Source organism: Streptomyces sp. STAM6 (assembly GCF_054963715.1).
On record NZ_JBUEFZ010000018.1, the window covers coordinates 93,182 to 106,332 of the forward strand.

General features: G+C 71.2%; 13 protein-coding genes. 8 read left to right on the top strand and 5 right to left on the bottom strand.

The window, feature by feature from the left end; translation table 11 throughout:
- Window position 1: 1 nt before the first annotated feature.
- From ACY34K_RS21245 to ACY34K_RS21260, 4 genes are all read right to left on the bottom strand, one after another.
- Window positions 2-766, bottom strand: a complete 765-nt coding sequence (locus tag ACY34K_RS21245) for a response regulator (RefSeq protein ID WP_462749337.1) — start codon at window positions 764-766, stop codon at window positions 2-4.
- Entirely contained in the window at window positions 763-1,881 is a 1,119-nt protein-coding gene (locus tag ACY34K_RS21250; RefSeq protein WP_462749339.1) for a sensor histidine kinase, read from the bottom strand. Before ACY34K_RS21250 ends, ACY34K_RS21245 begins: the two co-directional genes overlap by 4 nt.
- A 103-nt stretch (window positions 1,882-1,984) precedes the next feature.
- Window positions 1,985-2,692, bottom strand: coding sequence for a glycerophosphodiester phosphodiesterase (locus ACY34K_RS21255; RefSeq protein ID WP_462749341.1), 708 nt, complete (start codon window positions 2,690-2,692; stop codon window positions 1,985-1,987).
- Window positions 2,692-3,717 (bottom strand): adenosine deaminase, encoded by a 1,026-nt coding sequence (locus ACY34K_RS21260; RefSeq protein ID WP_462749343.1) that lies wholly within the window; start codon window positions 3,715-3,717, stop codon window positions 2,692-2,694. Before ACY34K_RS21260 ends, ACY34K_RS21255 begins: the two co-directional genes overlap by 1 nt.
- Before the next feature lie 107 nt (window positions 3,718-3,824).
- Between ACY34K_RS21260 and ACY34K_RS21265 the strand changes: the two genes are divergently transcribed.
- Window positions 3,825-4,520, top strand: a complete 696-nt coding sequence (locus ACY34K_RS21265; protein ID WP_462749345.1) for a DUF4190 domain-containing protein — start codon at window positions 3,825-3,827, stop codon at window positions 4,518-4,520.
- 63 nt (window positions 4,521-4,583) lie between these two features.
- Here the strand turns inward: ACY34K_RS21265 and ACY34K_RS21270 are convergent, their stop codons facing one another.
- Entirely contained in the window at window positions 4,584-5,132 is a 549-nt protein-coding gene (locus tag ACY34K_RS21270) for an NADAR family protein (RefSeq protein ID WP_462749347.1), read from the bottom strand.
- Between the two features lie 174 nt (window positions 5,133-5,306).
- Here ACY34K_RS21270 and ACY34K_RS21275 point away from each other — a divergent pair, with 174 nt between their 5' ends.
- The 7 genes from ACY34K_RS21275 to ACY34K_RS21305 all read left to right on the top strand — a co-directional run bounded on the left by ACY34K_RS21275 (window position 5,307) and on the right by ACY34K_RS21305 (window position 13,142).
- Window positions 5,307-6,815 carry a gamma-aminobutyraldehyde dehydrogenase gene (locus ACY34K_RS21275; RefSeq protein WP_462749350.1) on the top strand — a complete coding sequence of 503 codons (1,509 nt, stop codon included), beginning with the start codon at window positions 5,307-5,309 and terminating at the stop codon, window positions 6,813-6,815.
- Window positions 6,816-6,890: 75 nt separating this feature from the next.
- A complete protein-coding gene (locus tag ACY34K_RS21280; RefSeq protein ID WP_462749351.1) occupies window positions 6,891-8,138 on the top strand; it encodes a polyamine ABC transporter substrate-binding protein in 1,248 nt (415 codons plus the stop codon).
- Window positions 8,139-8,175: 37 nt separating this feature from the next.
- On the top strand, window positions 8,176-9,324 hold the full coding sequence (locus tag ACY34K_RS21285; protein ID WP_462749353.1) for an ABC transporter ATP-binding protein: 1,149 nt from the start codon (window positions 8,176-8,178) through the stop codon (window positions 9,322-9,324).
- Window positions 9,321-10,235, top strand: coding sequence for an ABC transporter permease (locus ACY34K_RS21290; RefSeq protein WP_462749356.1), 915 nt, complete (start codon window positions 9,321-9,323; stop codon window positions 10,233-10,235). Before ACY34K_RS21285 ends, ACY34K_RS21290 begins: the two co-directional genes overlap by 4 nt.
- On the top strand, window positions 10,235-11,029 hold the full coding sequence (locus tag ACY34K_RS21295; protein WP_462749358.1) for an ABC transporter permease: 795 nt from the start codon (window positions 10,235-10,237) through the stop codon (window positions 11,027-11,029). The genes ACY34K_RS21290 and ACY34K_RS21295 overlap by 1 nt, the downstream gene beginning before the upstream one ends.
- Window positions 11,030-11,051: 22 nt before the next feature.
- Complete coding sequence (locus tag ACY34K_RS21300) at window positions 11,052-12,470, top strand: NAD(P)/FAD-dependent oxidoreductase (protein ID WP_462749360.1); 1,419 nt, start codon at window positions 11,052-11,054, stop codon at window positions 12,468-12,470.
- 171 nt (window positions 12,471-12,641) lie between these two features.
- On the top strand, window positions 12,642-13,142 hold the full coding sequence (locus ACY34K_RS21305) for a hypothetical protein (protein ID WP_462749362.1): 501 nt from the start codon (window positions 12,642-12,644) through the stop codon (window positions 13,140-13,142).
- The last annotated feature ends 9 nt before the right edge of the window (window positions 13,143-13,151 follow it).

The window sequence follows — 13,151 nt, forward strand, 5'->3', positions numbered from 1 at the left end:
GTCAACTCCGTTGATGAGAACCGTTCTTGCCGGCTCTCATCCTGCTGAGCCCGCGGGGCGGCCCGGATCCCCGGAGCGGGGGGTTTCCCGCCGCTCCGGCTCCCTCGCGCGGGGGATCCCCCGCCGTCACCAGCCCCGTCTCGTAGGCGCAGATGACCGCCTGGATGCGGTCGCGCAGCCCCAGCTTCGACAGCACGTTGCCCACGTGGGTCTTGACCGTGTGCTCGCTGACCACCAGCTCGGCCGCGATCTCCGCGTTGGACAGTCCCCGGGCCAGCAGGAGCAGCGTCTCGCGCTCCCGGGCGGTCAGCACACCCAGCCGGGCGTCGTCGACCCGCCGGACCCCGCGGGCCGTGTACTCCTCGACCAGGCGGCGCGCCACGGACGGGGCGAGCAGCGAGTCGCCCCGCGCGACCACCCGCACCGCGTGCACCAGATCGTCCCGCCGCACGTCCTTCAGCAGAAAGCCGCTCGCGCCCGCGTGCAGCGCCTCGTAGACGTACTCGTCGGAGTCGAACGTCGTCAGCATCACCGACCGGCAGCCCGACCCCGACCCGATCGCACGGCACGCCTCGATGCCGTCCAGGCCCGGCATCCGGATGTCGAGCAGCGCCACATGGGCACCGTGCTGCCGCACCGCCTCCACCGCCCGCGCGCCGTCGCCCGCCTCCGCGACGACCTCGATGTCCGGCTGGGCGTCCAGGATCATCGCGAAGCCGCTGCGCACCAGCTCCTGGTCGTCCGCCACCACCACACGGATCGTCATCGCGCCGCCCGGGGGAGCGGAACGGTCACGCGGACCCGGAAACCGTGGCCGCCGGGCAGCGGCCCGCACACCGCCGTCCCGCCGTGGGCGGCGGCCCGCTCCCGCACCCCGATCAGGCCATGGCCTCCCGCGCCCCCGGCGGCCGCCCCACCGGACCGGCCCCGCCCGTCGTCCGTCACCGTGATCTCCAACCCCGTCCCTCCGTACCTCAGCGTCACGTCCGCCGAAGCCGCCCGTGCGTGCTTGACGGTGTTCGTCAGCGCCTCCTGCACCACCCGGTACACGGTCGCGCCCAGGTCCTGCGGCAGGGGGCGGGCGGTGCCCGTCACCTCGTACGAGACGTCGAGGCCACCTCCCCGGACCCGCTCCAGCAGGGCCGGCAGCTGCGCCACTCCCGGCTGCGGGGCGCGCGGGGCGTCCGCGGGGGCGTCCCGCAGCACGCCCAGCATCCGCCGCAGCTGGTCCATCGCGTCACGGCCCGCCTCCGAGATCGCCTCGAACGCCGCCTCGGCCCGCTCCGGAGCCGTACGGACGGCGACCGGTCCCGCCTCCGCCTGCACGACCATCAGGCTCACCGCGTGGGAGAGGACATCGTGCATCTCCCGTGCGATACGGGCCCGTTCGCGGGCGGCGGCCATCGCCGCCACGTACCGCTGCCGGGTGTCGGTGAGCCGGCCGAGCACATACGCGGCCCCGAACACGAACAGCGAGAACAACAACTCCCTGGCCGACCGGGTGTTGAGCCACACCGACACCGCGACCGCCGCCGGCAGCACCACCAGCACCCCCACCCGCCGGCGCGGCGGGCAGAGCGCGGCGATCGTGTAGACGATCACCAGCCCCGTGTACGGCAGAGGCTGGCCCGGGCCGTCGATCGCGAGCTGGTACAGGGCGCCGGCCGCCACGATCGCGAGCAGCACCCCGAGAGGTGCCCGCCGCCGCCACACCAGCGGCAGCACCGTCAGCGTGGTGAGGCCGTACGCCGTCCACGTCGCCTCCGGCAGCCGGGGATCGCGCGGGACGACGAACGGCATGGTCACCGCCGCCTGCACCAGCAGCGTGAGCGCGATGTCCGTCAGCCAGGGCCGGGAGCGCCGTCCCGCGAACAACGGCATCACGGCCTGCGTCCGACCGCGCCGACGTGCGCGGCAGCGCCTCGCACCGGGCCGGTGAGCGGTGCCGGGGCGCCGGGCGAGTGCTCGGCGCGGATCCCGTCCCTCATTCGCGGATCCCCTCCCCGGGCCGCCGGCCCAGCAGCGCACCGAGCGCGTCCACACGATTGGTCGTGATCGAGTCCACACCGTGGGCGATCAGCCTGCGCATGGTCCTGCGGGTGTCCGCCGTCCACGCCGAGACCAGCAGCCCGTCCCGGTGCACCCGGTCGGTCAGCGACCGGCTGACCAGCCCGAAGCGGTAGTTGAGCCAGCGCGGGCCGAGCGCGTCGAGCAGCACCCGGCGCGGCGGGGCGAGCGTCGTCCAGGTCAGCGCCAGTTCGGCGCCGGGGTCGGCGGCCCGCACGAGCAGCATCGCGGCCGCGCTGGAGCAGTAGTAGACGCGGTCCCGCGCGCCGCATTCGCGGACGGTGCCGGTGATTTCGCGCACCGAGGACTCCGTGGCGCCCGGCAGGTCGATCATCACCCGGCGCTCCCCGGTCGCGAACAGCGCCTCGCGGAGCGTCGGCACCCCTTCCTCGCCGGTGAGGCCGCGCAGCTCGTCGAGGGTGAGGCCGCCGAGCGGCCGCGGGACGCCCCACAGCCGCTTCAGCGTGTCGTCGTGGAGGAGGACGGGGACACCGTCGCGGGTGATCCGCACATCGATCTCTACCGCGTCCGCGCCGCGCAGGAACGCGGAGCGGATCGAGGCGATCGTGTTCTCCCGGACGCGGTACGGATCGCCCCGGTGCCCCACGACGGTGAGGGGACGCATCAGCGCGTGAGCCACTCGGCCGTGTAGCCGTCGATCTCGGCGGCGATCCGGGCCTTGCCCGCCGGGTCCAGGAAGGACGCCTCCACGGCGTTCTTGGCGAGGTCGGCGACGCCCCGCTCGTCGAGGCCGAGGAGCCGGGCAGCGACCTCGTACTCGTGATTGAGGTCGGTGCCGAACATCGGCGGGTCGTCGGAGTTGATGGTCACCAGCACACCGGCGCCGACCATCTCCTTGAGGGGGTGCCGGTCGAGGTCGGTGACGGCCCGGGTGGCGATGTTGGACGTGGGGCACACCTCCAGCGCGATGCGGTGCTCGGCGAGGTGCTCCAGCAGCCGGGGGTCCTGGGTGGCGCTGGTGCCGTGCCCGATGCGCTCGGCCCGCAGCTCGGTCAGGGCGTCCCAGACGGTCTGCGGCCCGGTCGTCTCGCCGGCGTGCGGCACGGAGCGCAGACCGGCCGCGATCGCCCGGTCGAAGTACGGCTTGAACTGGGGGCGCGGCACACCGATCTCCGGGCCGCCCAGCCCGAACGACACCAGCCCCTCCGGCCGCAGGTCCACCGCGAGCCGTGTGGTCTCCTCGGCGGCCTCCAGGCCGGCCTCGCCGGGGATGTCGAAGCACCAGCGCAGGATGACGCCGAGCTCGGTCTCCGCCGCGAGGCGGGCGTCCTCGATGGCGGCCATGAAGGCCTTTTCGTCGATGCCGCGCCGGGTCGAGCTGAACGGCGTGATCGTCAGCTCGGCGTACCGGATGTTCTGCCGGGCCATGTCGCGGGCGACCTCGTAGGTCAGCAGCCGGACGTCCTCCGGGGTGCGGATCAGGTCGACGACCGAGAGATAGACCTCGATGAAGTGTGCGAAGTCGGTGAAGGTGAAGTAGTCGACGAGCGCCTCGGGGTCGGTGGGCACCTTGGAGTCCGGGTGGCGGGCCGCGAGTTCGGAGACGATGCGCGGCGAGGCCGAGCCGACATGGTGGACATGCAGCTCAGCCTTGGGCAGCCCCGCGATGAAGGGGTGCAGATCGGTCATCGGGGTCCTCCGTACGGGTGAGCGTCCTGGTCAGGGATCATCGTAGGCGGGGGCGGACGAGCGTGAAGCGCAGGCCGTTAGCATGGCGGAACACGTTAGGGGGACCCATGTCAGACAACCGCGAGCCGAACGATCCCTGGGCTCCGCCGGGGGGCAGGACTCCCCAGGACCGGGTGGAGCTCGGCAAGCCGGCCGCGGGCGGGCCGCCCGCACAGCAGCCTCCGGCGCAGCCGGCGGTGCACGAGCAGCCGACGATGACCTCGATGCCGACGCCCGGTTTCGGCACGCCGACCGCCGGCGAGGTCCCGCCGCCCCCGATAGCCCCGGGTGGCCCGGCCCAGGCCACCCCGGGCCCCTACGGCTACCCGGCGCCCTCGTCGGCCGCCACGACGTCCGCCGGGTCGTACGGCTATCCGGCCGCCGGCTACCCCGGCTACCCCGGGTACAGCTCCTACGGCCAGAGCGGCTGGAGCCAGAGCCCGGCCAACGGCATGGGCATCACGGCGATGGTGCTGGGCATCGTCGCGACGGTCTTCTTCTGTGCCTACGGGCTCGGCATCGTCCTGGGCATCCTCGCCCTGATCTTCGGTGTGCTCGGCCGCAAGAAGGTGCAGCGCGGCGAGGCCAACAACCAGGGCATGGCCGTCGCGGGGATCGTGCTGGGCGCGGTCGGCATCGTGCTCAGCTCCGTCTTCCTGGGGATCATGATCTGGGCGATCATCCAGTCCGAGAAGCAGAAGGACTCCTACGACTACGACTCGTACGACTCCTCCTCCACCTCGCTGGTCGTCTCCACCCGCTGAGCCGGGCGGCCCGGCCGGCCGCCGGCGCCCCCGGCCCGGCCGGCCGCCGGTCCCGGCCGGCGGTCAGCCCCGCCGCAGCCGGTCCCGGGCCTCCATCAGCGCGAAGCCCAGCAGGTTCAGACCCCGCCAGCGCGCGGGGTCGTGGGCCCGCTCGTCGTCCGCGGCCAGCCCGATGCCCCAGATCCGGTCCACCGGGCTCGCCTCGACCAGCACGCGGTCCCCGGTGGTCAGCAGATAGTCGCGCAGCTCGGGGTTCTGACCGAACTTGTGCTCACTGCCCTCGACCACGACGGCGAAGCGCTCACGCTTCCACGTCGTCTCGTCGAAGCCGCGCACCAGCCGGCCCGCCTTCTTCGCCAGGGTCGGGTTCGCCGCCTCGACGGCCTTCCGCTCGGCCTCCGCGTCGCCGAAGAGGCGTGCCTTGCCGGCCATCATCCAGTGCTCCGCCGTGGCGTACTCCACGCCGTCCACCGTGAAGGGCGAGGGCCACCACTGGCTCAGGCAGCTCGGCCCGATCGTCCCGTCCTTCCTCGGGGTGTGCCCCCAGAAGTGCAGGAACTTGATGCGCTCGCCGCCGCAGTGCCGCTCGATCAGGGTGTCGATCTCCGTCATGCACGCGAGTGTCGCAGCCGCCACCGACACTCCGTCCCGGATATTCGGCGGCACGCGACACTTGGTCGACCGATTCCGTTGCGTAACCAAAAGGCAACAACGGAATCCCTTGTTGGGTGGGAATCCCTCTGTCAGGATCGGCACTCAATTCGAGCTGGGACAACGGAGAGCGTCATGGGCAACCGCTTCCAGGTACAGGACCGCTTCGCGGCCGGCGCGCAGTACATCGGCGGCCGGCCACGCCCCGGGACCTCCGGGCGCGGCCACACCGTCGTGAACCCCGCGACGGGCGAGGACGTCCTCACCTACGAACTCGCGGGGACCGCCGACGTGGACGCGGCCGTGGCCGCCGCCCGCGACGCCTTCCCCGGCTGGGCCGGCGCCACCCCGGGCGAACGCTCCGACGCCCTGCACCGCTTCGCGGGCGTACTGGCCGAGCAGGCCGAGGACTTCGCCCTCGCCGAGTCCCTCCAGTGCGGCAAGCCCATCAAGCTGACGCGCGAGTTCGACGTCCCGGGCACCGTCGACAACACCGCGTTCTTCGCCGGGGCCGCCCGCCACCTCGAAGGACGGTCGGCGGGCGAGTACAGCGGCGACCACACCTCGTACGTCCGCCGCGAACCCATCGGCGTCGTCGGCTCCATCGCCCCCTGGAACTACCCCCTGCAGATGGCCGCCTGGAAGATCCTCCCGGCCGTCGCCGCCGGCAACACCATCGTCCTCAAGCCCGCCGAGCTCACTCCGCTCACCTCCCTGATGTTCGCCCGGGCGGCCACCGAGGCGGGCATCCCCGACGGCGTCATCAACATCGTCACGGGCGCCGGACGGGACGCGGGCGAGCACCTCGTGGCCCACCCGGACGTGGCCATGACGTCCTTCACCGGCTCCACCGCCGTCGGCAGGCGCGTCGCCGAGATCGCCACCGCCACGGTCAAGCGCCTCCACCTGGAACTCGGCGGCAAAGCGCCGTTCGTGGTGTTCGACGACGCCGACCTGGAGGCCGCCGTCCACGGCGCGGTCGCCGGCTCCCTCATCAACACCGGCCAGGACTGCACCGCCGCCACCCGCGCGTACGTCCAGCGGCCGCTCTACGACGCCTTCGTCGCCGGGGTCGCCGACCTGATGGGCACCGTGCGGCTCGGTGACCCGCTCCAGGAGGACACCGACCTCGGCCCGCTCATCAGCCACGCCCAGCGCGACCGCGTCGCCGGCTTCGTCGACCGCGCACGGGCCTACGCCACCGTGGTCACCGGTGGAGAGGCACCCGCCGGCGACGGCGCGTACTACCGGCCCACCCTCATCACCGGCGCCGCCCAGGACAGTGAGATCGTCCAGTCCGAGATCTTCGGCCCGGTGCTCGTGGTGCTGCCCTTCGACAGCGACGAGGAGGGCATCCGGCTGGCCAACGACACCCCCTACGGCCTGGCCGCCTCCGCCTGGACCCGGGACGTCTACCGCGCGGGACGCGCCACCCGGGAGATCAAGGGGGGCTGCGTCTGGGTCAACGACCACATCCCGATCATCAGCGAGATGCCCCACGGCGGGTACAAGGCGTCGGGCTTCGGAAAGGACATGTCAACCTACTCCTTCGAGGAGTACACGCAGGTCAAGCATGTGATGTACGACAACACCGCGGTCGCCAGGAAGGACTGGCACCGCACGATCTTCGGGGACCGACCGTAACGACATGCGGCTACCGCCGCGTGGTGCCACGGCCGCCCGACCAGCGGCCCCCACCCATCCCGAAAGGCACAGCGCATGGAGCAGTACGAACCCGGCAGCCTCTCCGCGGCACAGGTCGCCGCGATGCGGCGCAGTCTGACGAACGGCAGGGCAGCCCTGACCCGCCGTTCCATGCTGCGCGCCACGGGTGTCGGCGCGCTGACGCTCGGCGGTCTCGCCGGGCTGAGCGCCTGTGGCATCCCGCCGGCCAAGCGGGAGGGCGACGGTCCCGCCTCCACCGACTTCTCGGCCAAGGAGAAGAGGCTCAGCTTCTCCAACTGGACCGAGTACATGGACGTCAGTGAGGACGAGAAGAGCCGCCCCACTCTGGAGGCGTTCACCAAGCGCACCGGGATCAAGGTCAAGTACACCGAGGACATCAACGACAACGTCGAGTTCTTCGGCAAGATCAAACCGCAGCTGGCCGCCGGCCAGGACACCGGCCGCGACCTGATCTGCGTCACCGACTGGCTCGCCGCCCGCATCATCCGCCTCGGCTGGGCGCAGCCGCTCGACCCGGCGAACCTGCCCCACGCGTACGCGAACCTCTCGGCGCAGTTCCGCCGCCCCGACTGGGACCCCGGCCGGTCCCACTCGTACCCCTGGACCGGCATCTCCACGGTCATCGCCTACAACAGCAAGGCGACCGGCGGCCGCAAGGTCGACTCGGTCAGCCAGCTCCTCGACGACCCCAGGCTCAAGGGCCGGGTCGGCTTCCTCACCGAGATGCGCGACTCGGTCGGCATGACCCTGATCGACATGGGCAAGGACCCGGGCAGCTTCACCGACGCGGACTTCGACGCGGCGATCGGCCGCCTCCAGAAGGGCGTCGACACCCGCCAGATCCGCCGCTTCACCGGCAACGACTACACCTCCGACCTGGACAAGGGCGACCTCGCCGCCTGCCTGGCCTGGGCCGGTGACGTCATCCAGCTCCAGGCCGACAACCCCGACATCAAGTTCGCGATCCCCAACGCCGGATACATCACCTCCAGCGACAACCTCCTGGTCCCCGCGGGCGCCCGGCACAAGACCAACGCCGAGAAGCTGATCGACTACTACTACGAGCTCCCGGTCGCCGCCCAGCTCGCCGCGTACATCAACTACGTCTGCCCGGTCGACGGCGTGCGCGACGAACTCGCGAAGATCGACCCGGAACTCGCGTCGAACACGCTCATCCTCCCGGACAAGGCGATGGCCGCGAAGTCACGCGCCTTCCGCTCGCTGAGCAGCGCCGAGGAGACGGCGTACGAGGAGAAGTTCGCCAAGCTCATCGGTGCCTGACGCCGCCGTCCACCCCACGACCCCGGGACCGCAACCCATGACTGACACGAACACCGGCGGCGACGTCCGTCTCACCGGCATCAGCAAGACCTACGGCTCCTTCACCGCCGTCCACCCGCTCGACCTGACCGTCCCCCAGGGCTCCTTCTTCGCCCTCCTCGGCGCCTCCGGCTGCGGCAAGACCACCACCCTGCGTATGATCGCCGGCCTGGAGGACCCCACCACCGGCACCGTCTTCCTCGGCGACAAGGACGTCACCGACCTGCCGCCCCACAAGCGGCCGGTCAACACCGTCTTCCAGTCCTACGCCCTCTTCCCGCACCTGAACATCTACGAGAACGTCGCCTTCGGCCTCCGCCGACGCGGCATCAAGTCGGTGAAGAAGCAGGTCGGCGAGATGCTCGACCTCGTCCAGCTGGGCGACAAGGCCGGGCACAAGCCGCACCAGCTCTCCGGCGGCCAGCAGCAGCGCGTCGCCGTGGCCCGCGCCCTCATCAACCACCCACAGGTGCTGCTCCTCGACGAGCCGCTCGGCGCCCTCGACCTCAAGCTGCGCCGCCAGATGCAGCTGGAACTCAAGCGCATCCAGACCGAGGTCGGCATCACCTTCATCCACGTCACCCACGACCAGGAGGAGGCCATGACCATGGCCGACACGGTCGCGGTGATGAACGGCGGCCGGGTCGAACAGCTGGGCGCCCCCGCCGACCTCTACGAGAACCCTCGTACCACCTTCGTCGCCAACTTCCTCGGCACCTCCAACCTCATCGAGGCCGAGGTCGCCGACACCGGCGCGGACATCGTCGTGACGGCCGGCGGCGGCAAGCTGCGGCTGCCCGCCGAGCGGTGCGGCGCCGACACCCCGGCCGGCGGCAAGCTGCTGGTCGGCGTCCGCCCGGAGAAGATCTCGCTCACGCACGCCGACGACGCGGGCAGCGTCCCCGAGGGCCGCAACCGGGTCACCGGCCGCATCGTCGACGCCTCCTTCATCGGTGTCTCCACCCAGTACGTCGTGGACAGCCCCGCCGGTGACGGCCTGCAGGTCTACGAGCAGAACGTCGAAGACCGCGCGCGACTCCTTCCCGGCGCCGAGGTCGTCCTGCACTGGAACCCGGCGCACACCTTCGGCCTCGGCGCCGACCAGGCCATCGACGCGGGCGTCGAGAAGGTGGAGGACGTCACGTGACCGCCACCCTCACCAAGGAGGAGCCGGTGGTGGTGCGCAAGGCGGCCACCCGCAAGCGGCTCGTGCCGTACTGGCTGCTCCTGCCCGGCATCCTGTGGCTGCTGGTGTTCTTCGCGCTGCCGATGGTCTACCAGGCCTCGACCTCCGTGCAGACCGGCTCCCTGGAGCGGGGCTTCGAGGTCACCTGGCACTTCCGCACCTACTGGGACGCCTTCACCGAGTACTGGCCGCAGTTCGTCCGGTCCCTGCTGTACGCCGGCACCGCCACCCTGCTGTGCCTGCTGCTCGGCTACCCGCTCGCCTACCTCATCGCCTTCAAGGCCGGCCGCTGGCGCAACCTCCTCCTCGTCCTGGTCATCGCGCCGTTCTTCACCAGCTTCCTCATCCGCACGCTGGCGTGGAAGACGATCCTCGCGGACGGCGGCGCCGTCGTCGGCGCCCTGGACGCGCTGCACGTCCTGGACGTCACCAGCTGGCTCGGCTGGACCGAGGGCGACCGCGTCCTCGCCACCCCGATGGCGGTGGTGTGCGGACTGACGTACAACTTCCTGCCGTTCATGATCCTGCCGCTGTACACCTCGCTGGAGCGGATCGACGGCCGGCTCCACGAGGCCGCCAAGGACCTGTACGCCTCCCCGGCCACCACCTTCCGCAAGGTGACCTTCCCGCTCTCCATGCCGGGCGTCGTCTCCGGCACGCTGCTCACCTTCATCCCGGCGAGCGGTGACTACGTCAACGCCGAACTGCTCGGCTCCACCGACACCAAGATGGTCGGCAACGTCATCCAGTCGCAGTTCCTCCGGGTGCTCGACTACCCGACGGCGGCGGCGCTGTCCTTCATCCTCATGGCCGTCGTGCTGGTCATGGTCACCGTCTACATCCGCCGGGCCGGAACGGAGGACCTGGTCTGATGCGCTGGCTACGCAAGAACCTCGTCGTCGTCGCGGGACTCCTGACGCTCGCGTACCTGATCCTGCCGAACGTCGTCGTGATGGTGTTCTCCTTCAACAACCCGACGGGACGGTTCAACTACTCCTGGCAGGAGTTCTCCACCGAGGCGTGGCAGGACCCGTGCGGTGTCGCCGACCTGTGCGGCTCGCTCGCCCTGTCCCTCCAGATCGCCGCCTGGGCGACACTCGGCGCGACAGCCCTCGGCACACTGATCGCCTTCGCGCTGGTCCGCTACCGCTTCCGGGCGCGCGGCGCGATCAACTCGCTGATCTTCCTGCCGATGGCGATGCCCGAGGTCGTCATGGCCGCCTCCCTGCTCACGCTCTTCCTCAACATGGGCGCGGAGCTGGGCTTCTGGACGGTCCTGATCGCCCACATCATGTTCTGCCTGAGCTTTGTCGTCACGGCGGTCAAGGCACGCGTGATGTCCATGGACCCGCGCCTGGAGGAGGCCGCCCGCGACCTCTACGCCGGGCCGGTGCAGACCTTCCTGCGCGTCACCCTGCCGATCGCCGCCCCCGGCATCGCCGCCGGAGCGCTGCTCGCCTTCGCGCTGTCGTTCGACGACTTCATCATCACCAATTTCAACGCGGGTTCGACCGTGACCTTCCCCATGTTCGTGTGGGGATCGGCGCAGCGTGGCACGCCCGTACAGATCAACGTCATCGGTACGGCCATGTTCGTCATCGCCGTGCTGGTGGTCGTCGCCGGTCAGGTCGCTGCCAACCGGCGCAAGCGCACAACGATCCAATGAGTCACTGAGGGAGTTGGAAACCATGGCCCCAGCCGCCATGCGTAGTGCCGCACGATCACTCTCGGACGCCCAGCCCGTCCCCTTCTGGCTGGAAGACCCCGGCAAGCCCGGCGCACTGCCCGCCCTCACCGGCACCGAGCACTGCGACCTGCTTGTCGTCGGCGGCGGCTACAGCGGCCTGTGGACCGCGCTCCTCGCCAAGGAGCGCGACCCCGGCCGGGACGTCGTCCTGATCGAGGGGCGGGAGGCGGGCTGGGCCGCCTCCGGCCGCAACGGCGGCTTCTGCGCCGCCTCCCTCACCCACGGCTTCGGCAACGGGCTGGCCCGCTGGCCCGACGAGCTGGCCACCCTGGAGGAGCTGGGCGAGCGGAACCTCGACGCGATCGAGGCCGCCGTCGCCGCGTACGGCATCGACTGCGACTTCGAGCGCAGCGGCGAGATCGACGTGGCCACCGAGCCCCACCAGATGGCCGAACTGACCGAGGTGTACGAGGAGGCCGCCCGGCGCGGTCTCGCCGATCACCTGGAGGTCCTCGACCGGGACGCCGTGCGCGCCCAGGTGGACTCTCCCACCTTCCTCGGCGGCCTGTGGGACCGGAGCGGCGTCGCCATGCTGCACCCCGCCAAGCTGGCCTGGGGCCTGAAACAGGCCTGCCTCGACCTCGGCGTGCGCATCTACGAGAACACCCGCGGCGAGGACCTGACCCGCGCGGGCGGCGGCATGTCCGTCCGCACCCCCTACGGACGGGTCCTCGCCCGGCAGGTCGCGCTGGGGACGAACGTCTTCCCCTCCCTGGTCAAGCGGGTCCGCCACTACACCGTCCCGGTCTACGACTACGCGCTGATGACCGAGCCGCTCACGGCCGAACAGCTGGCGTCCATCGGCTGGAAGAACCGCCAGGGCCTCGGCGACAGCGCCAACCAGTTCCACTACTTCCGGCTCAGCGCCGACAACCGCATCCTGTGGGGCGGCTACGACGCGATATACCCCTTCGGCGGCCGTGTCAGCACCGACCTGGACCAGCGCCCGGAGACCTATCTGACGCTGGCCGAACACTTCTTCCGCTGCTTCCCGCAACTGGAAGGCGTGCGTTTCAGCCACGCCTGGGGCGGGGCCATCGACACCTGCTCGCGCTTCTCGGCCTTCTTCGGCACCGCCCACGGCGGCCGGGTCGCCTACGCGGCCGGCTTCACCGGACTCGGCGTCGGTGCCACCCGCTTCGGCGCGGACGTCATGCTGGACCTGCTGTCGGGCGAGCGTACCGAGCGGACCGCGCTGAGGATGGTGCGCTCCAAGCCGCTGCCGTTCCCGCCGGAGCCGATCGCCTGGGCCGGCATCGGTCTGACCAAGTGGTCGCTGGCCCGGGCCGACGCCAACGGGGGACGGCGCAATCTGTGGCTGAAGGCGATGGACCGCCTCGGCCTCGGATTCGACAGTTGAGCATATTTCCGCCGGTCATGGCGTAAGTAAGCCCGCCGTGCGCTCCCTCGGCCCACTTCACCACCAAGAGGCGTCCGAAACCGCGTAATGATCCGCATCCACCCCGCTCTCCCCGTGTGAACGCACTGTGCACCAGGGCAGTCACAGACACGGACATGGAGGCAGTGAGCGATGGCAGGTTCGGGGGCTTCGGGGACTTCGGGCGCCAAGGGCGCCGTGGAGTGGCTGGTTTCGGTGGCGCCGGATCCGGACGCCTGCCGCTGGGAGTGGGAGCGCAACCCCCACGGGGTCGCTCTCCTCCCGGCCGGCCGGCGCTGGGACGTACTGATCGTCCCCGGGGTGCTCGGCCACCCGGTCCTCGACATCCTCGCCAGGCTCGTCGACCGTCCCGGCCCGGTCCTCGCGGACGCCGGCGCCTCGCGGCGGAGCCGCGCGTCGATGCCGCGCATGGGCTTCTTCGTCCCGCCGGGGACGGCCACCCACTGGGTCGGTACCGGCGTACGGGCCGCGGGCCGCGACACCTGGATCGTCGTCCCGTACCCCGGCCGGTCCGCCGGCGGCTTCCGCTGGCTCGTCCTGCCGGACGGCTCGGGCACGCTCAACGACCCCACGCTGCTGGAACTCGCGATGCACGAGGCCGCGGCACAGCTCGCCGGGCGGCAGAGGTATTGACAACTCCAA